Genomic DNA, 24,288 nt, shown 5'->3' with positions numbered 1-24,288 from the left:
GAAAATAAACATTCAGGACTACTTTTTTATATCGGGCCGGGTCCATGGCGCAGTTCATCAACATCCATCCGAAAAATCCCCAGCCACGCCTGATCGCCCAGGTGGTCGAGGTGTTGCGCGAGGGCGGGGTGATCGTCTACCCGACCGACACCACCTATGGCCTGGGATGTGGCATCTCCAGCCGCAAGGGGGTGGAGCGGATCATGCGCATCAAGCAACTCGCCACCTCCCACCAACTCTCCATCCTGGTTTCGGACCTCTCGGACATCGCCCATTACGCCAGGGTCGATAACGCCACCTACCGGCTGTTGAAACGGTTTCTGCCCGGACCCTACACCTTCATCCTGGATGCGACCCGCGAAGTTCCCAAAAGCATCCTGCCGCGCCGCAAGACCATCGGCCTGAGAATCCCGGATCATCCCATCTGTCTGGATCTGTTGAAGAGCCTCGGGGAACCTCTGCTCTCCACCTCGATGCGGTTCGCCAACGAAACCGAAATCATGAGCGATCCCTACATCATCCACGAACGGACCGATCACCTGGTCGATCTGGTGATCGATGCCGGAATGCTGCCCGCCTCGCCCTCCACGGTGGTCGATCTCACCGGCCCCTCTCCAGAGGTTCTGCGTGCCGGGGCAGGGGATCCGACCGTTTTTTCCAGTTGATCACGCCCCATCAACCGCCTGTCGCGACTCCACGAACGATCCCATGTTCAAATTTTTCGTTGTCCTGGCCATTTTCGGCGGCATCGTCTACTACACGATGCGCAAGCGCAACATCCAGATCTCCCTGAGTCCCAGCGGACAGGATGCCCTGTTGGGAACGGCCCGGCGCATCTGGCTGCTGGTGCTGAGGAAGATCGGCCTGGCGTGAGACCCGCCGCATGCCAGCCTGACCTTCGGGCCAACCGGAACTTAGTGCATGACGGAGGGGGAGGGGCGCCAGCCGGCAAGGGGGCTTTTCCGACATGCAGCCGGAGAGGGATTTCCCGACGTGCCGACCGGCACGGGGCATGCGTGGGGAAAGAAGCGGGAAGGGGATGGGTGGAACCGGAACCTCACTCCACGCAATAATAACGCGATGAGATCTCCACCATGGAACGCTCGAGCTTGGCCATGTCGCGCTCCTTGCGTTGGATTTCCGCCTGGAGGTGGGTGATCGACTCGCCGATGAAAGCGCGAATCGCCAGTCCGTGACCCTCCAGCGAGGTTTCGGCGAGACGAAGGGAGAAATCCCGCAGGGCGGCATGATAGCCGTTCAACTCTTCCTTGAGCCGTTCCACATCGGCCTGTTTCCCCTCCAACTGATCCAACAGACCCGCCCCCTTGCGGATGTTGCCCCGATTGAAATAATCGGCGCGTCGATCCATGAAGGTCTGTTGCGCGGCCCGGAACCGGGTGGTCAACTCTCCGGCCCAGCCCGGAGCGGTGCGTTCCAGGATCTCCCAGCGTTCACGCAGTTGACGAAACTCCTTGGCCCCCTTGCGCCACTCCGTGGACCAGGCCAACGCCTCGGCCCGCTCCACCAATCCCACCACCTCGGCAAGGGGAGGATCCTCTCCACCGCCATCGACCAGATCGGGGGCGATCATCAACCGACCACCTGGAAGGCGCGAATCGCTCCTTCACCCGTCTTCACATACCCCATGGGCTGGGTCTTGACCAGGCTTTGCACCAGGGCGAAAGTGGTTTCGGAAAGGACCACATCCCCGGCGGGAGCCACCTCCTGGACGCGCCTGGCCAGATCCACGCTCTCGCCGATCATGAGGATGCTCTTGTCGCGGGAGGAGAGGAGTTCCAAAGCGCCCAGAATCACCCGACCGGAGTGGATGCCGGTCTGGATGCGCAACTCCTTGTTGTCCGTGCGACGCTGGATCTCCGGCAGGGCGGCGTGAATGGCGCGCGCGCACTCGATCGCCTGCATGGCCCCCTTGTCCTGATTGCCGAAGGAGACGATCAGATGATCCTCCTGGATGCGGTCCACCACCGCCTCGCACCGCTCCAGCACATCCCCGAGGGCCGCGAAATGGTTGTTGAGCAGCGCGACCAGGGTCTTGGGATCGAAATTCTTGGACATGGCGCGAAAATCGGCGATTCCCACGGAAAGGATCGTACGGAATTGATCGTTGGCCAGGTTGGTCTGTCCGGTGGAGATCTGATCGGCAAAGTAGTAGCCGAGCTTGCGGTTCTGACGGGCCAGATGTTCCTCGGAGAGCACCCGTTCGATCTCGGCCATGAAACGGTCGGCCTGGAACGGCTTGGTGATGAAAGCCTGGATACCCAGTGACTTGACGCGCACTTCGTCCTGTTTGGCGTCACGGGCGGTGACGAAGATGATCGGCATCTTCTGCCAGGGGGTGGGATCCTGACGCACCTTCATGCAGAGATCCAGACCGTTCATGTGGGGCATGTCGTAGTCGGAGATCATCAGGTGGTAGCGTTTTTCGCGCAGCTTGGCCAAGGCCGCGACGCCGTGTTCCACGGAGTCGGCGGAAAGACCGTGGGAGCGCAGGGCGGTGAGCATCATGCCGCGAATCACCGCCGAGTCATCGACGATCAGGATCCGTTCGGGACGGGCGGCTTCATAGCGCACGCTCTTGATCAGCCGTTTGACGCGGGAGAGCATCTCGTGGACCAGCACCGGCTTGGTGAGGTAGTCGTCCGCGCCGGCGGCAAACCCGCGCGACACCGCCTCCGCGGAGTCCAGCGAGGTCATCAGCACGAAGGGGATATCCTCGGTGCGGGAGGCGCGGATGCTTTTGCAGAGGCTGATGCCGTCCATGACCGGCATTTCGACATCCGAGAGGATCAGGTCGATGCGCCCGTTGCGTTCGTCGATGATCTCGGTGGCTTCGCGACCATCCCAGGCCTCGACCACCTCGTAACCCTCCTCCTTGAGCGGCGGGACCACCGTGCGGTGCATCAGGTCGCTGTCGTCCACATAGAGGATCACCGGCTTGACCACCGAGAGGAGATTGGCGGTCTCCACCACGTCGGCGGAGGAGAAGGGCATGGTGAGGAAACGATCGGCCCGATGTTCGATCGCCTGCTCGCGCACCTTGGGGTTGGAGGAGAGAAAGACGATGCGCGTGGACGAAAGGGTGGGCTCCTTCTTGATCCGGTCGCACACCTCCAGGCCGTTGGCATGGGTGAGTTCGGTACGCAGAAAGATGATGTCCGGCGGATCATCGACCATGGCGGCGAAAAATTCGGCATTGCCCGATTGCAGCATGGTCACCGCGTAGCCATGGCTTTGCAGCGTGCTTTTGAGCATCTGGTTGACCGTGCCCGAGTCGGTCAGGAGGAGCACTTTTTTCGGCGAGATATCCATGGTGCGTGCTTGCCTTAGTGGGTTGCTTAGCGAATGCGCATGCCGGGGGTGGCCCCGGAGTCCGGGGAGAGCAGATAAAGTTCCTTGCCGCCCGGTCCGGCTGCCAGAACCATCCCCTCGGAGGTGCCGAAGCGCATCTTGCGGGGCTGGAGATTGGCGACCAGGACGGTCAATCGTCCGGGCAGGGTATCGGGAGGACAGGCTTCGCGAATGCCGGCGAAGACGGTTTTTTCGCCCAGTTCCCCCACGTCGAGGGTGAGGCGCAGCAGTTTGTCGGCCCCCTCGACCAGCGATGCGGCGAGGATCCGGGCCACGCGCAGATCGATCTTCCCAAAGGTTTCGATATCGATGGTCGCGCTCGCCGGGGTCGGGGAGGGGGGTGAAACCGGGGTCGGCGCGGCAGGCGCGGAGGGCGACGCGGTGGCCTTGGCATCGCCGTTCGGAGCGGCTGGAGCGATCTTTCCGGCCCTGGTCGCCGGCTTGGCGTTGGCCTGGGCGATGCTCTCGACGGGCGGGGCCACGTTCTGGATCAGTTGTTCGACCTTTTTGGGATCGACCCGCGCCATGAGATGGGAGAACTCACCGATGCGATGGGCCTGGAGGGGGTGCAGACGGGCATCCCAGGTAAAGGGCGGCAGACGCAGGAAATCGCGACACCGTTCCGCCAACTTCGGCAGCACCGGTTGCAGGTAGATCATCAGGATCCGGAAGAGTTCCAGGGCCACGGTGCAGGTGGCGTGCAACGCTTCGCTCTTGTCCGGATCCTTGGCCAGGGTCCAGGGTGCCATGGCCTCGACGTGACGGTTGGCCTCGTCGGCCAGTTGCATGATGGCGCGCATCGCCTTGGCGTAGTCGCGTCCGGCGTAGAAGGTGGCGATTTCATCTCCGGCGGCGACGAAACGGTCGCGCAGGCCGCCATCTTCCGGATAGCGCGCGCAAAGCTCGCCGTCGAACCGTTTCTGGATGAAGCCCGCCGAGCGGGAGGCGATGTTCACCACCTTGCCGACCAGATCGCTGTTGACCCGCAGGATGAAGTCGTCGAGGTTCAGGTCCAGGTCATCGACCCGAGCGGTGAGCTTGGCGGCGTAGTAGTAGCGCAGATACTCCGGATCGAGCAACTCCAGATACTGGCGGGCGGTGATGAAGGTGCCGCGCGATTTGGACATCTTTTGACCATTGACGGTCAGGAATCCATGCACGTAGACGGCATTGGGCACCCGGAATCCGGCTCCATGCAGGGTGGCCGGCCAGAAAAGGGTATGGAAATAGAGGATATCCTTGCCAATGAAATGGTAGACCTCCATCTGGTCGTCGCGACGCCAGATGGCGTCGAAATCGTGCCCCTCGCGCTTGCACCACTCCCAGGTGGAGGCCATGTAGCCGATGGGCGCATCCAGCCAGACGTAGAAATACTTGCCCGGCGCATCCGGGATCTCGAAGCCGAAATAAGGTCCGTCGCGGGAGATGTCCCAATCCTGGAGACCGGCTTCGAACCACTCGTCGAGTTTGTTGGCCATTTCCGTTTGCAGGGCGCCGGAGCGGATCCAGGATTTCAGGAACGACTCGAAGGCGGTGAGCCGAAAAAAGAAGTGCTCGGACTCCCGTTCCACCGGGGCATCGCCGCACAGGGCGCAGCGCGGCTCCTTGAGATCCAGCGGGGCGTGACTTCCGGAGCAGACCTCGCAGGCGTCGCCGTATTGGTCCTCGGCGCCGCAGGCCGGGCAGCGACCGCGGATGAAGCGATCCGGAAGGAACATCCCATCCCGTTCGCAATAGGCCTGTCGGACCTGACTGACACGGATGTTGCCTGCCTGACGATTGTTGCGATAGACCTCCTCGGAGAGCAGGCGGTTCTCTTCGCTGTTGGTGGTGTAATAGTTGTCGAATTCGATGTGAAAGCCATCGAAATCGCTTGAATGTTCGGCGTGGATGCGCGCGACCAGGGTTTCCGGGGTGATTCCTTCCTGGCGGGCTCGGATCATCACCGGCGTGCCATGGGTGTCATCCGCGCAGAAGTAGCGACATTCGTGGCCTTGCAGCTTCTGGAAGCGCACCCAGATGTCGGTTTGAATGGTTTCGACGAGATGCCCCAGATGGATCTGTCCATTGGCATACGGCAAGGCGCTGGTGACGAGAATGCGGCGCATGGTGGTCCCGGCTTGAAATTTGAATCCGAACAGCTTGATGCGACGGATATTCTATGCCGGTTCCCGGCGACCGGCAAGACTCGCGATGACCCTTTTGAATCATTTTGATTGCCAAAAAACGGCAAATCCGGCTATGGTTACGTAAACTGGTCGTCTTGGATTCGATAACCAAACAATCATTAATCCATATAACGTTATCCAGACAGATATTTTCATGCAATTCAAGTATTGATAATTTGATTATCGTTATCTATAATGCTTTCTACGATTGGATCGTCATTTAACATAATATTCCTTATGCGACATTTGCCATGAAACGATCCCTGGACGTGGAAAGCTATCTGCGCGGCGTGGCGCACGGCGAACGGTTTCGGGTCATCGATCTGCGCGGCGACTACCAGCACGCCCTCCCCGGCGCGATTCCCACCCGCTTCCATGCGGACATGTTCTATGAGGAGGCAGACTGGGTGCAGGACATGCTCGGCGTGCGCTTCGAGCCAGGCGTGCCGGTGGTGCTGGTGTGCGCCAGCGGCAGCGGCAGCCAGGAGGCGGTCGATCTGTTCATGCGCAAGAACCGGCGCACCCCCTATACGGTGGTTTCCCTGGAAGGCGGTATCCTGGCCTATGAAGCGCGCATCCGGCGCTGGACCGAGGGGTATCGGCGTCAGGAGCAGTTTCTGGCCGAGTTGACCGACATCACCACCCCCGCCAACCGTTTCCAGTTCCTGATCGCCAGCCTGTGGGAACGGCGCAAGCCCAAGGGGTGGCAACGGTTGTGGCATCCGTCGAGCTGGTTCTGAACCACCTTCGGCACACAAAATCCGGCTCAACCGCCCCCTTCGAGCCGGAAAAAGCGCATCTTCTCCACCAGATCCCCGGCATGCCGACTCATTTCGCCTGCCATGTCGTTCATCCGCTCCGACGACTCCGAGACCTGACGAATCATACGATCCAGCTCTCCGACAGCCCGTGACACCTCCTCGGCACTGCGGTTTTGCGCCTCGGAGGCTGTCGCGATCTCTTGCACCAATCCGGCGGTGCGCTGAATCTCCGGCACCAGTCGCGCGATGATCCCACCCGCATCCTCGGCCACCCGCACCGAATCGATCGACAACCGGTTGATCTCCCCTGCCGCCCCCTGGGAGCGCTCGGCCAGCTTGCGCACCTCGGCGGCCACCACCGCGAACCCCTTGCCATGCTCGCCGGCCCGCGCCGCCTCGATGGCCGCGTTCAAGGCCAGCAGATTGGTCTGCCGGGCGATCTCCTCGATGATGCCGATCCGGCTGGCAATCTCTTTCATGGCCGCCACCGCCTGGGCCACCGCCTTGCCGCCCGCCTCGGCATCCCGCGCGGCATGGGTGGCCATCTCGCCGGTGATGCGGGCACTGTCGGTATTGCGGGCGATGTTGCCGGACATCGACGCCATGGTCTGGCCGGTGGCGGCAATGCTCGTTGCCTGGGCCCGCGATCCCTCGGCCAACCGTTCGGACTCGCCGCGCACCACCTCGCTGCTCTCCACCACCGCGCCGGCAATCTGCCGAATCGTCCCCACCGTATCGCGCAGGTTGTCCACCATGCCCCGCATCGCCCCATAAATCCCCAATCCGGTGTTGCAGGCGGTAAACCGAACCGTCAGATCCCCCTGAGCCACCCTCTGGCTGATCAGGGTCACATCCTCCAGATCGGCCATGTCGCAGCCGAGTTGACGCAGGATCTGCCGGGTATACTTCACGCTCATGGTGTTGGCCACGATCAGAATCGCCACCAGTCCCACCACCATGGCATACAGGGTCTGGGTGGCCGCCTTCCGCAGAACATGCGCACGGTTTTGCAGCCGCTCGGCCACCACATCCTCCACCTGCTTGACCAGATCGATCTTCTGGGTGATCTGACCAAACCAGTAAGCCGGCTCGATGCCGAAACCACCCGTGCCGGCTTTCTCGAAGGCGATCTGCCGGATCCGATCCACCTCCTCCACCGCCTTGCCCTGGATCTTCTCCCGGTAGGTGGCCACATCCTCGGGCATGGCGTTGGCGAGAAAGACCTGCAGATGGCTCTCCTGTCCGCCGAGCAGTTGTCCGAACTTTTGCAGAATGCCCGGCGCGAAACCGTCACGGGCAAAGGTGTTGGTGAGTGTGGCCCGCTCCAGCCCCATGCGCTCCTTGGCCAACAGCAGATTCACATAGGCGATGGCGCGGTTGGCCATCTCCACGTCCGCGGCCAGGGTGTTCACCACTCCGACCACCTCGAGCAACGCCTGGATGGTCCCGGTGTAGTAGCCCAGGGCATCGATGGCCGGAATGGCCAACCCATCGACCTTGCCGCGCATCTCCTGGATGCCGCTCAGACGTTTCAGGGACTCGTCGAGCTTTTTGTTCAACCCCTCGCCATGCGCCTGTCGATCGAAATCCTTCAGGAATGCGCGCAAGTCGGCCTCGCGGGGGTCGGTGGAAGCCTGACGTTGCTTGGGGAGTTCGACCTTGAACTTCTCCCCCTTGCTGCCCAGAAAGCCCGAAGACATCCCCCGTTCCTTCTGAAGTTCGTGCACCAGGGAGCCGATGCGCACCGCCAGGGCGCCCAACGACTCCATGGCCGCCATGCGTCCGGCAAAATCATATTTTTCCCAAATGGTATTTCCGCCGACCATGACCAATCCCAGAATCGGCAGCAGCAGGATGATGATGAACTTGGTCCGCATTCGCATCTGCATCGTTTGGATCCCCCTCATGACACATCAACAAAAAACAAGAAAAACAGGCAATCCATGCAAGATTATCAAGAAGTCCGCGCACGATCAAGTTAATTTCACAAGAAAATCATCAATATCTGTTTGTTAATACAATAAAATTTCGTGTTTATCCGTTTCACTCCTCCTCCCCCCGACCTCCTCGATACCACCCAAACAAATCGTCACGACCCGGCCTTCGAACCGCGTCCAGCCCCATCGAAACCATGTGCAAATGGCCCAGGCTGGTATATACTCCAAACATTTGGGTGCATTCCAATCCACGCAGGGAGTGCCTCGAGTCCGACGCCAGTCTGGAGCGAACCATGAACATTGACCGGCCTATCGATCCGGTTCCCGACACACCGTTCACCGACAACCCGGTCCAGCACCCGTTCCCCCTCCCGTCCCTCCCCGCGGATCCGATCGACGCGGTGATGCCGGAGCCGATCCCCGGTCCCGTCGCATGACGACGATTCCGGTCTGACCCTCGGGGGGCCGCATCCCTTGTCCCGACTCTCCTGGATCCGGACGTTGACCGTGTTTGCCGCGACCCTGCTTTTCGCGCTGCACGCGCTGGGCCTTGTCCCCGTGCCGGTGCTGGAACGGTTGGAACAGGCGGGTTACGATCTGCGCGTGCGCATCAACCTGCCCAACAGCCACGACAGTCGCATCGTCATCGTGGATATCGACGAAAAAAGTCTGGCGCGTCTCGGTCGCTGGCCCTGGGGTCGGCATCACTTGGCGCAACTGACCGATACCCTGTTCGATCACTACCGCATTCTCACCCTCGGCTTCGACGTGCTGTTCACGGAGCGCGACGAAAGCTCGGGCCTGACGCAACTCGAGCGCCTGGCCGCCGGTCCGTTGCGCAATCAACCGGCCTTTCTCTTCGAACTCAACCGCCTGCGCCCCTCCCTGGAGCGAGACGAGCGGTTCGCCAAAAGCCTCGCGGGTCGTCCGGTGATCCTGGGGCACTATTTTCGCTCGGATGCGACGAGTTCCTCCAGCCAGGCCGGAACCCTCCCCGACCCGCTCATCACCCTCGAAGAACTGGGAGTGGGAGACCTGCCCCTGGTCAAACCCAGCGGTTACGGCGCCAACCTGGAGATCCTGCGCAAGACCGCCCAGGGGGGCGGTTTCCTGGACAACCCCCTGGTCGATGCCGATGGCGTGCATCGCGCCATACCCCTGATCCAGGAGTTCCAGGGCGGGTTGCATCAATCCCTCGCCCTGGGGGTGGTGCGCGCGATCCTGGGCGATCCCCCGGTCACGCTCGGTCTCCGGGCCACCACATTCGGCAACCGTCGGAACGATCCGCTCCTGGAGTGGATCGGTCTGGGTCCACACCACATCCCGGTCGATGGTCGGGGAGCGATCCTCATCCCCTTTCGCGCCGCACCCAACGGCTTCACCCATCTCTCCGCCCTCGACGTGCTGGAAAAAAGTCTTCCGGTCGAAAGCCTGAACGATGCCATCGTCCTGATCGGCTCCGCGATTCCAGGCATGATGGATCTGCATGCCACCCCGCTCCACCCCTTCCATCCGGGGGTCGAAATCCACGCCACCATCATCGGCGGCATCCTGGACGGAATGATCAAACGTCAACCCGAACCGTTCGCAAGCCTCCTCACGCTTGCCCAGATGCTGTTGATCGCCGGAATCTTTCTGTTTCTCATGCCCCGTCTCGCCCCATGGCGCGCGATTCAGGGCGCCGCGATCATCCTGGTCCTGCTCGCCTGGAGCAACGCCCTGCTCTGGCGGCGTGCCGATCTGGTCCTCCCGCTGGTCACCCCCCTGCTCTTCACGCTCCTGTTGCTGGTCCTGCATTTCGGATTCGCGCGCGGGGCGATTCGTGCCTGGGGGGGGCGTCCGAACCGGTTGCTCGCGGATCACTTGCCAGGCGCGCTGCTCGCCCGACTCGATTGGGCACGGGTCGAGTCCACCCTGCACGGGATGCAACGGGAGATCAGCGTCCTGTTCGTCAACATCCGCGATTTTCCTGCCCTGACCACCCACCTGACCTCACGGGAATTGAAACAGCTCCTCGACCCCTATCTGACCCGCATGACCCGCGCCATCCACGAACACCACGGCACCCTCGACCACTTCAGCGGGGATGTGGTGATGGGATTCTGGGGCGCGCCGGAGGAGAACCCACGCCATGCCCGCGAGGCCCTGCGCTGTGCCCTGGCCATGCAGAACGTCATGGATGAACTCAACGACGAACTCCGGGCCAAAGGGTTGCCGAGCCTGACCATCTCCATCGGCATTCATACCGGCGAGGCCCATGTGGGCGAACTGGCGAGCGGTTTCCGCTCGGTCTACGGCGCGGTCGGCGCCACGGTGGAACAGGCGCGACGTCTGGAACTGCTCGGCAAACGCTACGGCGTGACCGTGGTGGTCGGCGACGCGACCCGACGCGCCGTGCCGGAGGCGGTGTTTCGTGAACTGGATCGGATTCGTTCGCGGTTGGGGTCCACGACGCTGGAGATTCACGAACCGCTCGGGTTCGCCGATGATCTCTCCAGCGAACAGATCGATGCCCTGGAGGCGTACCACGAAGCGTTGCGGCTCTACCGGGCCGGAGACCGGGAGGAGGCACGCGCGCGGTTCCGTCTGCTCATGGAACGGGATCCGGAACGGTCGATTCACGAACTTTATCTGGCCCGGATCCACCATCTGCTCGCCCACCCGCCCCCCGCCGACTGGGATGGGATCTTTCCTCCGCGCTCATGACCGGAAATCTATCGCAAGAATGGAGAAAACAAGGCCCAGGCAACCTTCGAGGTGGTCGAGGCTTTTATCACGGATGCCACCCGGTTTGTCTTCAAAGCTGTGCCGATGAGGCCCGACATGGACGCGAGGCGCGTTCCAGGGTGATCGAACTCAAGGAAGAACTGGATGAGAGCGAACTGCCGATTCTGGTGGATCTGCTGATCTGGGATGACAGGACACGAATCGATGCGCGGTCGGATCGATTCGTGTCCTGTGGTGGTGCGAGGGGGAGACGGGCCAAGTTCGGTTGGGGAGAGCGGCTCGGCAGGCTCGAACGAAGCGGGCGGGGAGTCCGTGTGACATGGGGAGCCCCCGCCCGTGCGCAACCGATGAAAAAGATCAGGCCAGGGCGGCCAGAACCTGTGCGTAGTTGGGCTCTTCGACGATCTCCGGCACCTGCTGGGTGTAGACCACCTTCCCCGCCGCGTCGATGATCACCACGGCACGGGCCAGCAATCCGGCCAGGGGGCCATCCACCATGCGCACGCCATAGGCCTCGCCGAACCCCCGCGCGCGCATCTCGGAAACCGAATGGACTGCGGACAATCCCTCGGCGCCGCAGAACCGTTTGTGGGCAAAGGGGAGATCGAGGGAGACGCACAGCACCACGGTGTTGTCGAGGTTGGATGCCTCGGCGTTGAAGCGCCGCACCGACATGGCGCACACGGCGGTATCGACGCTCGGGAAGATGTTCAGGATCACCCGTTTGCCCGCGAAGGTGGCGAGCGTGACATCGGCGAGATCCGTGCCGGTGAGCGTGAAATCCGGGGCCTGGGCACCCACGGCGGGGAGTTGGCCACAGGTATGGATGGGATTGCCTTTGAAAGCGATTTGAGCCATGCGAATCGAACTCCTTGGTGAAAGGGTCAGGATGGGGGTGCCGCCCCTCCCCGGGGTCTCCCTTTGAGCGGCCTGGTTCCATGCTCTAAGTATAAGTTCCGCTCTCCGGGTGGTCAAGGTTTGGGCAAAACCGGTGAAATTTCCTGGAACTTTTTGTTCAGCGCATGGATCTGATGGGTGTGTACGGCAAAAAAGGCGCACCTTCGCCAGAGAACTGAAATCCTGTTTTCTTCTTTTTCAATCATTAAGGAGATGTTTCGCATGAAGGCCAACGTGGGCGGCTTGGACCGCATTTTACGGATTGTGATCGGCTTGGTTCTGCTGTCCCAGGTCTTTTTCGGCATGCACACCATTTGGGGATTGATCGGCATCATCCCCCTGGCGACCGGACTGTTGCAATTCTGCCCCTTCTATCCTTTGTTCGGCCTGAACACCTGTTCTTGCAAACAGTCGTAAGGCCAGATGCCCGGAGGGTTGTCTCCCCCAACCCTCCGGGTCCATCGACGCCGCCTGCCTCCCTTGTATCGCACCTCCCCGTCGTCTCTCTCCCCTGAGTGTTTCGGCCCGGCCCATGCCTGGCTTTCAGCCTTTTCCGTATGATCCATCCTGAAGGTTGTTCCTCCGGTTGCCTTCGCAATGTTTGCGAATTCGGGTTTGAGCGCTGTTCTTTGCCTGCCTTAGAATTAAGCATGCATCTCGCAATTGCACACCTTATTGATCAAATCATAATCAGATTCTAATGAATCGCGCATGAAGATCCCGCCAAAAATGTCGATTAATATATAAATATCAATAAAATATCAGGAATGGCCCGCATGTTGCCCTGAATAGGATCATCCGGTGCGCGTTTGCACCAATCGACATCACAAGGCTTTCCTGGGAGATTAGACATGAAATGGGTCACCGCAATCATCAAACCTTTCAAGCAGGATGACGTTCGCGAGGCTCTCACCGCCATTGGCATCACCGGCATGACCGTCACCGAGGTGCGGGGATTCGGACGACAGAAAGGACATACCGAACTTTACCGGGGAGCCGAATATCAGGTGGATTTCCTTCCGAAGATCAAAGTCGAAGTCGCCGTTGCGGACGATCGTCTCGATCAGGTGGTGGATGCGATCCGCGAATCGGCCAAGACGGGCAAGATCGGAGACGGCAAAATCTTCGTCATGCCCATAGAACAAGCGGTGCGCATCCGCACCGGCGAAACCGGATCCGACGTCCTTTAAGGACGCACGCGCCATTATTCAGAAGGAGCCATCACGATGAAACGCTTGAGTCTGTACGGCCTCATGGCCACCCTGCCCACCACGCTGCTCCTACCCTCCCTGGCCCTGGCCGAGGAGGCTGCTGCGGCAGTCATCGAAGCGCCCCCGCCGGTGCTCAGCTCGGGCGATACCGCCTGGATGCTCACCTCCACCGCTCTGGTGCTGTTCATGACCCTGCCGGGTCTGGCGCTCTTCTACGGCGGCATGGTGCGTGCCAAGAACACCTTGTCGATTTTCATGCAGTGTTTTGCCATCACCGCCCTGGTCACGGTGCTCTGGAGTCTGTACGGTTATTCGCTGGCCTTCACGGACGGCGGCGACAACAACGCCTGGATCGGCGGCCTGAGCAAAGCCTTCCTGGCCGGCATCAAGGTCGATTCCCTGACCAACACCATCCCGGAATCGGTCTTTCTCACCTTTCAGCTGACCTTTGCCATCATCACCCCGGCGCTGATCGTCGGCGCCTTCGCCGAACGGATGAAGTTCTCGTCGATGCTGATCTTCATGGCTGCCTGGGTGACGCTGGTCTACTTCCCGATCTGTCACTGGGTGTGGGGCGGCGGCTGGATGATGACCAAGGGGATCCTGGACTATGCGGGCGGCACGGTGGTCCATGTCAACGCGGGTATCGCCGGTCTGGTGACGGCACTGGTTCTCGGCAAACGTAAAGGCTTTCCGCATGTGGCCATGCCTCCCCACAGCCTGCCTTTGACCGTGACCGGCGCGGGCATGCTCTGGGTGGGTTGGTTCGGATTCAACGCCGGCAGCGCGGCGGCGGCCAATGGCGCGGCGGGCATGGCGATGGTGGTGACGCAACTGGCCACGGCCATGGCGGCCCTGACCTGGATGCTCATGGAGTGGATGTCGCATGGCAAACCGAGCGCCCTGGGTCTGACCACCGGCGCGGTGGCGGGTCTGGTGGCCATCACCCCGGCGTCGGGTTTCGTGGGTCCCATGGGCGCCCTGGCCCTGGGTGGCATCGCGGGTGTGGTCTGCTTCATCGGCGCCACGACCATCAAGCGGAAGATGGGTTATGACGACTCCCTGGATGCCTTTGGCGTGCATGGCATCGGGGGCATCGTCGGAGCGATCCTGACCGGCGTGTTCGCTTCCGCGGATCTGGGTGGCGTGGGTTATGCCAAGGATGTGGACATGGCCGCTCAGGTGTGGGTGCAGGTTGTGAGCGTGATTGCCACCGGATTGTATTGCGCGGTCATCTCCTACATCCTCTTGAAGATCATCGACGGCCTGATGGGTCTGCGGGTGGATGAGGAGTCGGAGAGCACGGGTCTGGACATCGCCCTGCATGGCGAGCGTGGTTACAACTACTGATCCTTGGAATCAAGACCTTTTGATGAACAAACCTGCCGGGGGCGGACAACGCCCCCGGCCATGCTTTGATGAAAAATGGCAACACCCCTTCATGGTCAAAAAAACATTCATCCAAACCCAATCCTGACCGATACGATCGTCGTGTCACCTTAACTCAACCGAAGCAGAACTCGGAGTCGAAACAATCATGAAAATCTTCGGAAACATCTTGAAATGGGCCGGCCTCATGGGTTGCGCGGTCATCCTCGCCACCCCGACCACCTCGATCGCCGCGGATGCGGCCCCCGCGGCCCCGACCTCTCCCCACACCGTCACGGCCAACGTGGGCGTGGTCAGCAACTACCTGTTCCGGGGTTTGACCCAGACCTGGGACAAACCGGCGGTGCAGGGTGGCCTCGACTACTCCCACGCCTCGGGGCTGTATGCCGGAACCTGGATCTCGAACGTCAGCGACAAGTTCTTCGCGGACGGCTGGGCTGAAATCGACCTGTATGGCGGCTACAACGGCAAGATCAACGACGACTGGACCTGGACCGTGGGTGCGATCGGGTATCTCTATCCGAGCGCCAACTTCAAGGATGCCACCCCGTCTGGCACCTATCCGGACTCCCAGTCCTACAACACCCTGGAGTTGAACGCCGGCCTCGGCTACAAGTGGGTCTCGGCCAAGGTTTCGCTCGCCGTGACCGACTACTTCGGCGCCAACAAAAAGACCTTCTACAGCGACAATTCCAAGGGGACCACCTATTGGGATCTGACCGCCAACGTGCCGCTGCCGGAGTCGATCTTCACCAAGGACGTCACCATGCCTCTGCATGTGGGCTATACCAACTACACCAACAAGTTGGCCGCCGCCAATGCCGCGGGCGCCACCAATCCGGATTACGCCGATTACAAGGTCGGTCTCACCAAAGCCTTCGACGGCGGGATCAGCGTAAGCGCCGCCTACATCTATGCCGACAACACCCGCATGTACGACAAGGTGGCCTCGGTGAAGGGTGGCACCGAACTGCATGATCTGGGTGGAAGCAACTTTGTGGTCAGTCTCCTCAAGACCTTCTGATCCACCCGTCCTTCACACGCCCAACCGGGACACGCGCTTTCGTCGCGTGTCCCGGTTCCCGTCTCCGACATGCCCACCCCACCCAAACTCCTCCTGATCACCGACACACCGCTCCCCTCCGATCTCGACCGGATCATCGCCCGAGCCTTGACCGGCGGCATTTTCGATCTGTTGATCCGCGACAAAGGCACGAGCGACGCGCACCTCGAACCCCTGGCGCGATCCCTTCTGACAACCCTCCATGCCGCCGGCGGTCGACTGCTGCTGCACGAACGACCCGAAATGGCGCTCCGCATCGATGCCGACGGCCTTCATCTCTCCGAACACGGCATGGAAACCGCCCAGGCTCGACGACTTCTCGGTGCGAACAGACTGCTGGGTCGCTCCTGTCATTCCGTGGCCCGCGCCCAAAAACACTTGCTCGCAGGCGGTGATTATGTCACCCTGTCGCCTGTTTTCGTAACTCTGTCCCATCCCGACGCCACCCCGTTGGGTCTGGAACGTTTCGCGACCATGCGGGACGCCATACCCGGCCCGGTGCTCGCCCTTGGAGGAATCGAGGAAAAAAATGCCCATGCCGTCTGGCAGGCCGGAGCATCCGGAATCGCGCTCATCCGCGGTGTGTTCCAGGCCCGGGATCCGGCGGATGCCGTACGAAAACTCCTGATCATGGGTCAATCAGGCGCATCGATCGCCCCTTAGCTTCTCCTGAACACTCGTGGTTGGATCACTATTTTCCCATTATGCGAACTTTTCCTTCCGGCATTGGATGGAATATGCTATATTTTCAAACTGACCGGATTTGTGCCGGCCTCGCGGTTGCCCCGAAACAGAATGAAGGAGAAAGATCGTGTTCCATTTCAGTCTGGACTCCGCCCGCTCCGTCGGGACGCTCTCCCTCTCCGGAGACTTGACCATTCGCAACGCGGCAGAATTCAAGGAGGCCGTGGCCAATGCCATGGATCAGTCCAAACAGCTGGAACTGAACCTCAGCGAGGTGGAACGTTTGGATCTGACCACCTTGCAGATTCTTTGCGCGGCACATCGCACCTTGTTGAAAAAAGGAAGAATCTTGTCGATTAGCGGTTCGATTCCCGCCATCTTCCGCGAAACCGTGCAACTGGCCGGTTTCGCGGAGTGCGCGGGAGAAAAAGAGACCAGTGGCCTTTGGAAGGGAGTAACGAACTGATGGCAAAAACGATCATGACGGTGGATGACTCGTCCAGCGTGCGGCAGATGGTGGGCATGACCCTCAAGGGTGCCGGCTATACCGTGGTGGAGGCCGTGGATGGCGTGGACGGTCTGGCCAAGGCGAAGGCGAGCAATCTGGATATGATCATCACCGATCTGAACATGCCCAACATGGACGGCATCGCGTTGATCACCAATCTGCGTACTCTGCCGGCCTACAAATTCACGCCGATCGTCATGTTGACGACCGAATCCCAGGCGACCCGCAAGCAGGAGGGGAAAACCGCCGGCGCCACGGGTTGGATCGTCAAGCCGTTCAAGCCGGAACAGCTGTTGGAAGTGGTCAAGAAGGTCTTGGGCTGATCCACGCTCCCTGGGGATCCGGTCTGGATCCCCAGGGAGGGCGGATGGTCCGTGGAGGAGTTTTCCCATTTGCAAGTCCAGCAGGGAATCCGGAGCCATGAACGTGGAAATCGACACCAGCGCCTTCACCGAAGAGGCCTACGAACTGCTCTCCGAACTGGAGGATTCGCTTCTGGAATTGGAAGCCTCTCCAGCGGAACAGGAGCTGATCAGCCGGGTCTTTCGGGCCATGCACACCATCAAGGGCTCGGGCGCGATGTTCGGTTTCGATGCCGTGGCCGAATTCACCCACGAGGTGGAAACGGTCTTCGACATGGCGCGCAACGGCACGATCCCGGTCACCAAGCCGTTGATCGACCTCACGCTGGCGGCGCGAGACCAGATCCGCGCCATGCTCGACGCGGCTGCCGGCGGCGAACCGGCGGATCAGGCCAATGCCAACAAGATCATTGCCGGTCTGCGCGCCCTGACCCCGGACAAAAAATCCGCCGGCGCAGCGCCCGCCTCGTCTGGTGGCGCACCCGGCAAGGGCCCGGCCCCCGCGCCTGCGGCCAACGAATCCAACATCTTCCGTGTCCGTTTCGTGCCCAACACCGACATCTTCGGCACCGGCACCAATCCGCTGTTGCTTTTGAACGAATTGCGCGATCTGGGCGATTGCCGGGTGGTGGCGATCACCGACAAGATCCCGGAGTTCGAGGATCTGGATCCGGAGACCTGCTACACGGGTTGGGAAATTTTCCTCACCGCACAGATCGCCGAGAATGCCATTCGGGATGTCTTCATCTTCGTCGAGGATGAGTGCGAGCTGAACATCCGTCTGATCGACCGTGACCAGGCGATGCGCGACCAGCAGGAGGGCAAAAAGCTCGGCCAGATCCTTCTGGAGCGCGGCGACATCAACCCCAAGGAGTTGGAAACCGCCCTGCTGCCCCTGGGGGATCGACTGGTTCAGGCCGGCGTCATCTCCCACGACAAGGTCAAGGCCGCCCTGACCGAGCAACAGGTGGTCCAGGAGAAGCAGGACAAGAAAAAAACCGCCGAAGCCGCCACCAGCGTGCGTGTTCCCTCCGACAAACTCGACAACCTGGTCGATCTGGTCGGCGAGTTGGTGACCATGCAGGCGCGTCTCACCCAAACGGCCAACAACATCGGCGATCACACCTTGCAACTGATCGCCGAGGAGGTGGAGCGACTCACCGCGGAGCTGCGTGACAACACCATGAGCATCCGCATGCTGACCATCGACACCACGTTCAACAAATTCAAGCGGTTGGTGCGTGATCTCTCCACCGAACTGGGCAAAGAGATCGAACTGATCACCTCGGGTGGCGAAACCGAACTCGACAAGACGGTGATCGATCAGTTGAACGATCCTCTGGTCCACATCATCCGCAACAGCATCGACCATGGCGTCGAGGCCCCGGATGTGCGTCGGGCGCGCGGCAAGAATCCGGTCGGCAAGATCACCCTGGCCGCGATCCACTCCGGTGCCAGCGTGCTGATCCGGGTCGAGGATGACGGTGCCGGACTCGATGCGACCAAGCTGCGCGCCAAGGGGATCGAAAAGGGGCTCATCTCGGCGGACGACGAATTGACCGAGAAGGAGGCGTTCCTGCTGATTTTTGCCGCTGGATTCTCCACGGCGGCCAAAATCACCAACGTTTCGGGTCGCGGCGTGGGCATGGACGTGGTGCGTCGTTCCATCGAGGGGCTGCGCGGTTCGATCGATGTGGCCAGCGTGCTCGGCAAGGGCACCACCATCACCCTGAAACTCCCGCTCACCCTGGCCATCATCGAAGGGTTGCTGGTGATGGTGGAAGATGAGTATTTCGTGCTGCCTCTGGCTGCGGTCGAGGAGTGTGTCGAGCTTTCGCGCGAAGACGTGAAGAAAGCCCATGGCCGGCATGTGATCAACGTGCGTGGCGAGATCATCCCCTACATCCGCATTCGCGACCGGTTCGAGATCTCCGGAACCGCGCCCGAAATCGAACAGATCGTCATCGCCGAGGTGGATGAAAAGCGGATCGGTTTCGTGGTGGACAAGGTGGTCGGACAGCATCAAACGGTCATCAAGACCCTTGGCAAGAATTTCCAGCACTCCGAGGAGTTCTCCGGGGCCACGATTCTGGGCAATGGCGGCGTGGCGTTGATTCTGGATCTCAACAAGATGGTCCGTTACGTCGAGGAGGAGGAGATCCGCGAGTTGGATGCCGCGTAAGCGCACCCCACCCGTTCTCTTGATCAATCGAGCGGCTTGAGTTTGCCTGGTTGCCCGCCGATGTTGATCCAAACGTGCGCCGAGGACGGTTTGTGCCCCAAACCACTTCGACGGAACGTTCCCACGTACCTTGCGGGGACGGTGATCGCATCTTTATTTGTCCCTCGCGACTCTCCAAGCGATCGAAACGGTAACCGGCATGATGGGGGGAGAACCCCCTCACCCCCCGTACCTCGGACCTCTCCCTTCGGGAGTTCCCTGGTAACCGGCATGATGGGGGGAGAACCCCCTCACCCCCTGTACCAGAGACCTCCCTTCGGGAGTTCCCTGGTAGACAGCCTCGTGGAATCGGCATGATCAGACTGCAAGACATCCGCTTGCACACCAAGCTCACGGGGTTGTTGCTGCTTTGTGGGCTGATTCCCCTCTCGATCCTCTGGTGGCTGCGCGATCATCAAACCGAACAAAGCCGTCTGACCCAGACCTCGACCCGCCTGGAGGCGGTGCGTCAGATGGCCGCGTCCGAAATCAAGCGTCATCTGGCCGAACGACGCGCCGACCTGGAGATCCTGACTCAACTGGTCGCCGAGGGGGAACAGCAGGCCCGAGGCGCTCTCGAAGCCCTGCGCGATCTCAAGCGGGAGCGGATCGAATCCCATCTGGCCAACCAACTCCACGATCTGACCCAACTGGCCACCAATCCGGATTTCGTCAAACGGGTCGCGGCCATCGACTGGCTGTTCCGGCAGGGGGGGCGCAAGAGCGACGACAAACATTGGCGCGAAACGGTGGAGGGGTTCGTCCCCTGGATGCAAGGGCGTCAGACCAACCAAGGGGTGGAGGATCTCTATTTCATCTCCCCGCTCGGAGATGTGGTCTACACCCTGCAACACCGCGCGGACCTGGGTTCCAGTATTCTGCAAAAACCGTTGAAGGATAGCCCCCTGGCCGTGGCGCATCGTCAGGCCATGGAAGGGGTGGCGGTGCAGGACACCCTTCCCGGCGCGCCCGCGGATCACGCCGCCTCTTTGATTCTCGGGGTGCCGGTGAAAAAGGATGGCGTGGTGATCGGCTCCCTGCTCATGCGTGTGGCGCGCAATTCCCTGGCCCGTCTGGCCCAGGCCGGCGTGGATGGCCAGACGGGTGGACAGCTGCTCCTGATCGACGGCGACGGGGTGCCCTTCGAGGCGACGGGAACCAGCGGCAAGGCCATGCCTGTCGCGGAAACGGTCAAGAAGGCCCTCTCCGATGGTCAGGAGGGTTCCGGTCTTCTCACCGGCGCCGATGGTCCGTCCCGGCTTGGGGCCTGGGCGCCGTTGCGGGTGAAGGGGTTGCGTTGGGGGATCCTCGCGACCAGGGATACCCGCCAGATCTTCAATCCCGAAGCCGGAGGGAAGCGTCTCGGACTGCAAAAATTCAGCGAAACCGCGGGTTACTTCGATCTGTTCCTGATCCATCCCGAGGGAGAGATCTTCTACAGCGTCGCCCGACAAGCCGATTTCGGCACCAACCTGATCACCGGACCCTACGCCGCCACCAATCTGGGCCAGTTGATCCGCCGGGTGGTCAAGAGCCGTCAGGCCGGTCTCTCGGATCTGCTCCCCTACCCGCCCAGCGACAACCAGCCGGCCTTCTTCATGGCCCAACCGGTGCTCGACAAGGAGCGGATCGTGCTGATCGCCGCCTTGCAGTTGGCACCGGACGCCATCACCGCCCTGCTGCATCCCCTGGTGCAATCGACCCCGTATCGCCTGCTCCTGGTTGGCCCGGACCAGAAATTGCGTTCGGACGCCTTCACCGATCCGGCCAATCCCACCGCGGCCACGGCTTTCATCGGTTCTCCCGCCACGGCGCTTGCCTCCGCCGAGGCGATCCAAAGCGGACTGGCGGGAGAGACGGTCACCCTGGAAACCCGTCGTGCCGATGGCAAGCGGGTTCTGGCCGCGATCGCCCCGTTGCCGCTCGACGGCTTCACCTGGACGATGATCGTCGAGGCGGAGTGGGACGATCCATCAACCGGCCAGGGCCATGGATGGATTCTGCTGGCCGGGATCCTGCTGGTGCTGGTTCTGACCCTGCTCGGCTATCGTTTCCTGCGACGCACGCTCTTCATTCCCCTCGAGGAGACCGCGTTTGCCTTGAACCGCATGGCCTCGGGTCATTTCACCCCCCCGGAGACCTTCGCACGTCAGGACGAATTCGGCGCCTTGACCCGCTCCCTGGCCACCCTCTCCCAGGAGGTGACCCTGGCCGGACAGCGCATTCATCAGGCTGCCGATCCTCTTTCGATCCGCATCCGCCGGCTCGCCTCCCAGGCCATGCTCATCTCCCGAGAGTCGGCGGTAGGTTCGGAGAGTCTCGCCGAGGTGCGTACGGCCATTCTCGAGGGGGCGCGTCAGACCGCCGAGGAGAACGCCCGGCTGATCGACGATCGGAATCGCCTGGTCGAGACGTATGATCGTCTGTTGCGCGGATCCGAGCGGTTGGCGGTGGTCACCGCCCGCGCGGTCACCGAGGGCAAGCAGTGGGTGCATGAGGATGCCAGCACGTTGCATGCGCTCCAGGAGCGTACCTTGCGTTTGCGTGCCGGTCTGGTGGAACTGACCAGACGGGCCCAATCCAGCCACAAGAACGGCGAGGAGTCGGGCAGGCACGGCAAGCATGGCAAGCACGACCGGGAAGAGTCCCGGCCCGGCAAGCACGACCGGGAAGAGTCCCGGCCCGGCGAATCGTTCCAGCGGCTCGTGAGCGAGTTGCAGTCCGAGATTTCGGAGATGGATCGGCAGATCGTCGAACGGCTCGAGGCTGCCAACCACTCCGTGGCCTCTTTGGATGCGCTCATGCCCGTGGTGCCCATGCCCCAACCGGCGGAGTTGACACCCATGGTGGCACTGGAGCACAATCCAGACAGAATTGTCGTCACCCTGGACAAGTTGGACGACCAGCTCAAAAAAAATCAAGGGATCGCGCGGGAGATCATTCTGGCCGCCAAGGGGGTGTTTGACATCACCACCGGTCCCTTGAAACAGGCGACCTCCTATTTCGCGCCGACCGATCCTGTCGCGAGTGCGGGTACGAATGCGTCTGAAACCGTGATTTCATCGCGGGGCCATGAGACTTTGGATGTCGCCTCGCGTTTGTCATTGGATGCCACCTCCGCGTCGGATGCGCGTGATGGCTCCGGATCTTCCCCTCCTGCCTGATCGAGAGATACGCATGAACGGCAAGAATACGACCACCTCGACCCAATATCTCACCTTCACCCTTGGTGCCGAGGTTTTCGCGGTGGACATCGCCAAGATCCGCGAGGTGTTGGAATACTCTTCGGTCACCAAGGTACCACGGACGCCGGATTTCATGTGCGGGGTGATCAACCTGCGCGGCAGCGTGGTACCGGTGGTGGACATGCGGTTGAAGTTCAACATGGGTCAGAGTGAAAAATCGGTCAACACCTGCATCATCATTCTGGAGATCGCCCAGGATGACGGTGTGGTGGTGATGGGGGCTCTGGTGGATTCGGTGCGTGAGGTGATGGAGTTGGAGCCGGATCAGGTCGAGCCGCCGCCGAAGATCGGCATGCGGTTGCGTGCGGAGTTTTTAAAGGGGATGGGCAAGCAGGATGGCCGATTCATCATGATTCTGGACATCGACAAGATCTTCTCGATTGAGGAGTTGTCGGCAGTACAGAGCGCGGCGGCCTGATCTGTGGTGGCGGTCGGACCCCGTTCAGTCTGCAAAACCGGCGGGGTCCAGGGGCCAATGGCCCCTGGTGGGGTTCGGGGCAAATCCTTTAGGCTTTGATTTTGACTCTTAATTTTTATCTTGAATTTTCTTGAATCTTTGCTTTTCGCGCGCTGATTCACGAACGGTTTGCGTCATCAAGAAGGGCTTGTTCCCGTTCCCCTGCCCTACTCCACGACGATGTTGGGGAACCGACTCTCCCCAAACCCCATGCGGGCCACCTTGGCCGCCACCTTCTCCGCGATCTCCCGATACTTGAGCGCCTGGGGACTCTCCGGAGCCGCCACCACGATCGGCGTGCCGACATCCATCTTCTCACGGATGACGATATCCAACGGAATATCGCCCAGAAACTCCGTGCCCATGGCCTCCGCCTCGGCACGCGCACCGCCATGATCGAAAATATCCGCCCGATGCCCACATTGCGGACAGAGATAATACGACATATTCTCGACCACCCCAAGCACCGGGACATCCACCTTCAAAAACATGTTCACCCCACGACGCACATCGGCCAAGGCCACGGCCTGGGGCGTGGAAACGATCACCACGCCGGTGATCGGCACCTTCTGGGCCAAAGTCAGTTGCGCATCCCCGGTTCCCGGAGGAAGATCCACCACCAGATAATCCAACTCGCCCCAATCGACATCCCGCAACATCTGCTCCACCGCCATGCCCACCATCGGACCACGCCACACCACCGGCTGAGCCTCGTCCATGAAAAACCCCATGGACATCGCCTCCAAACCATGCGCACGCAACGGAGACATCTTGCGCCCCTCGCCCGGTTCCGGCTTTTCGCTCACATCCAGCATGCGCGGCAAGGAGGGGCCATAAATGTCCGCGTCGAGGATGCCGACCGACGCCCCGCTCGCAGCCAGGGCCAGGGCCAGGTTGACCGCCGTGGTGGACTTGCCCACCCCACCCTTGCCCGAGGCCACGGCAATCACGTTGCGCACGCCAGGGATCAGATCGGTGTTCTCCTTCTTCTGGGCATGACGCACCTGGGCGGTCATGGTCACCTCGACCGACTCGACCCCCGGCAGGGCGGCGACGACATCGTGTGCCTGTTTTTGCAGCACCCCCTTGACCGGACAGGCCGGCGTGGTCAGCTCAACCTTGAAGGAGACCTGTCCTCCCTGGATCACGATATCCTTCACGAAACCCAGACTGACGATATTGCGCTTCAAATCCGGATCCATGACCTGTTTCAAGGCATCCAGAATTTGTTCTGCTTGAATATGTGGCATTCCGATCCTCCCGATCGTGTTGAATTGACAAGCCCTTGT

20 protein-coding genes and 1 pseudogene are annotated in these 24,288 nt (G+C 61.2%); 15 read left to right on the top strand and 6 right to left on the bottom strand.

Features of this window, described 5'->3' with window-relative positions; all coding sequences use genetic code 11:
* Window positions 1–44 precede the first annotated feature (44 nt).
* Both ACV4UY_RS02550 and ACV4UY_RS02545 read left to right on the top strand, forming a co-directional pair.
* A complete protein-coding gene (locus ACV4UY_RS02550; protein WP_491606092.1) occupies window positions 45–665 on the top strand; it encodes an L-threonylcarbamoyladenylate synthase in 621 nt (206 codons plus the stop codon).
* A gap of 43 nt (window positions 666–708) precedes the next feature.
* Window positions 709–873 (top strand): hypothetical protein, encoded by a 165-nt coding sequence (locus ACV4UY_RS02545; protein ID WP_491606091.1) that lies wholly within the window; start codon window positions 709–711, stop codon window positions 871–873.
* Between the two features lie 184 nt (window positions 874–1,057).
* On the opposite strand, the gene ACV4UY_RS02540 is transcribed toward ACV4UY_RS02545, so the two are convergent.
* Genes ACV4UY_RS02540 through metG form a run of 3 tightly spaced genes read right to left on the bottom strand, consistent with a single transcriptional unit; the run spans window position 1,058 to window position 5,477 of the window.
* Complete coding sequence (locus tag ACV4UY_RS02540) at window positions 1,058–1,591, bottom strand: hypothetical protein (protein WP_491606090.1); 534 nt, start codon at window positions 1,589–1,591, stop codon at window positions 1,058–1,060.
* Window positions 1,591–3,330 carry a response regulator gene (locus ACV4UY_RS02535; RefSeq protein WP_491606089.1) on the bottom strand — a complete coding sequence of 580 codons (1,740 nt, stop codon included), beginning with the start codon at window positions 3,328–3,330 and terminating at the stop codon, window positions 1,591–1,593. The genes ACV4UY_RS02540 and ACV4UY_RS02535 overlap by 1 nt, the downstream gene beginning before the upstream one ends.
* Before the next feature lie 26 nt (window positions 3,331–3,356).
* The gene (metG, locus tag ACV4UY_RS02530) at window positions 3,357–5,477 is read right to left on the bottom strand and encodes a methionine--tRNA ligase (protein WP_491606088.1); all 2,121 of its coding nucleotides are present in this window, start codon (window positions 5,475–5,477) and stop codon (window positions 3,357–3,359) included.
* Between the two features lie 311 nt (window positions 5,478–5,788).
* On the opposite strand from metG, the gene ACV4UY_RS02525 reads away from it, so the two are divergent.
* Window positions 5,789–6,277 carry a rhodanese-like domain-containing protein gene (locus ACV4UY_RS02525; RefSeq protein WP_491606087.1) on the top strand — a complete coding sequence of 163 codons (489 nt, stop codon included), beginning with the start codon at window positions 5,789–5,791 and terminating at the stop codon, window positions 6,275–6,277.
* Window positions 6,278–6,306: 29 nt separating this feature from the next.
* Here the strand turns inward: ACV4UY_RS02525 and ACV4UY_RS02520 are convergent.
* Window positions 6,307–8,187 (bottom strand): annotated as a pseudogene (locus ACV4UY_RS02520) (methyl-accepting chemotaxis protein); the annotation flags it as partial.
* A gap of 341 nt (window positions 8,188–8,528) precedes the next feature.
* On the opposite strand from ACV4UY_RS02520, the gene ACV4UY_RS02515 reads away from it, so the two are divergent.
* Together ACV4UY_RS02515 and ACV4UY_RS02510 are read left to right on the top strand one after the other, a co-directional pair.
* Window positions 8,529–8,672, top strand: coding sequence for a hypothetical protein (locus ACV4UY_RS02515; RefSeq protein WP_491606086.1), 144 nt, complete (start codon window positions 8,529–8,531; stop codon window positions 8,670–8,672).
* Between the two features lie 70 nt (window positions 8,673–8,742).
* Window positions 8,743–10,941: a CHASE2 domain-containing protein gene (locus tag ACV4UY_RS02510; RefSeq protein ID WP_491606143.1), complete on the top strand. Its 2,199-nt coding sequence runs from the start codon at window positions 8,743–8,745 to the stop codon at window positions 10,939–10,941.
* 378 nt (window positions 10,942–11,319) lie between these two features.
* On the opposite strand, the gene tpx is transcribed toward ACV4UY_RS02510, so the two are convergent.
* Entirely contained in the window at window positions 11,320–11,820 is a 501-nt protein-coding gene (gene tpx / locus ACV4UY_RS02505) for a thiol peroxidase (RefSeq protein ID WP_491606085.1), read from the bottom strand.
* Between the two features lie 261 nt (window positions 11,821–12,081).
* Here tpx and ACV4UY_RS02500 point away from each other — a divergent pair, with 261 nt between their 5' ends.
* The 10 genes from ACV4UY_RS02500 (at window position 12,082) to ACV4UY_RS02455 (ending at window position 22,960) form a co-directional block, all read left to right on the top strand.
* Entirely contained in the window at window positions 12,082–12,276 is a 195-nt protein-coding gene (locus ACV4UY_RS02500) for a YgaP family membrane protein (protein ID WP_491606084.1), read from the top strand.
* A 434-nt stretch (window positions 12,277–12,710) separates the two neighbouring features.
* Window positions 12,711–13,049, top strand: coding sequence for a P-II family nitrogen regulator (locus ACV4UY_RS02495; protein ID WP_491606083.1), 339 nt, complete (start codon window positions 12,711–12,713; stop codon window positions 13,047–13,049).
* A gap of 30 nt (window positions 13,050–13,079) precedes the next feature.
* Window positions 13,080–14,420, top strand: a complete 1,341-nt coding sequence (locus ACV4UY_RS02490; protein ID WP_491606142.1) for an ammonium transporter — start codon at window positions 13,080–13,082, stop codon at window positions 14,418–14,420.
* Window positions 14,421–14,607: 187 nt separating this feature from the next.
* Window positions 14,608–15,483: a TorF family putative porin gene (locus ACV4UY_RS02485; protein ID WP_491606082.1), complete on the top strand. Its 876-nt coding sequence runs from the start codon at window positions 14,608–14,610 to the stop codon at window positions 15,481–15,483.
* A gap of 69 nt (window positions 15,484–15,552) precedes the next feature.
* Entirely contained in the window at window positions 15,553–16,185 is a 633-nt protein-coding gene (locus ACV4UY_RS02480; protein ID WP_491606081.1) for a thiamine phosphate synthase, read from the top strand.
* Window positions 16,186–16,333: 148 nt separating this feature from the next.
* On the top strand, window positions 16,334–16,672 hold the full coding sequence (locus tag ACV4UY_RS02475; protein ID WP_491606080.1) for an STAS domain-containing protein: 339 nt from the start codon (window positions 16,334–16,336) through the stop codon (window positions 16,670–16,672).
* Window positions 16,672–17,037, top strand: coding sequence for a response regulator (locus tag ACV4UY_RS02470; protein WP_420904893.1), 366 nt, complete (start codon window positions 16,672–16,674; stop codon window positions 17,035–17,037). The genes ACV4UY_RS02475 and ACV4UY_RS02470 overlap by 1 nt, the downstream gene beginning before the upstream one ends.
* Window positions 17,038–17,134: 97 nt before the next feature.
* Window positions 17,135–19,258: a chemotaxis protein CheA gene (locus tag ACV4UY_RS02465; protein ID WP_491606079.1), complete on the top strand. Its 2,124-nt coding sequence runs from the start codon at window positions 17,135–17,137 to the stop codon at window positions 19,256–19,258.
* Between the two features lie 353 nt (window positions 19,259–19,611).
* Window positions 19,612–22,461: a PDC sensor domain-containing protein gene (locus ACV4UY_RS02460; RefSeq protein WP_491606078.1), complete on the top strand. Its 2,850-nt coding sequence runs from the start codon at window positions 19,612–19,614 to the stop codon at window positions 22,459–22,461.
* A 13-nt stretch (window positions 22,462–22,474) separates the two neighbouring features.
* Entirely contained in the window at window positions 22,475–22,960 is a 486-nt protein-coding gene (locus ACV4UY_RS02455; protein WP_420904896.1) for a chemotaxis protein CheW, read from the top strand.
* Window positions 22,961–23,166: 206 nt separating this feature from the next.
* Here ACV4UY_RS02455 and apbC read toward each other — a convergent pair whose 3' ends face one another.
* Window positions 23,167–24,249, bottom strand: a complete 1,083-nt coding sequence (gene apbC, locus ACV4UY_RS02450; protein ID WP_491606077.1) for an iron-sulfur cluster carrier protein ApbC — start codon at window positions 24,247–24,249, stop codon at window positions 23,167–23,169.
* Between the last annotated feature and the right edge of the window lie 39 nt (window positions 24,250–24,288).

It is taken from the genome of Candidatus Magnetaquiglobus sp., from assembly GCF_058402785.1.
This window is presented reverse-complemented; position numbering and strand designations above follow the sequence as displayed.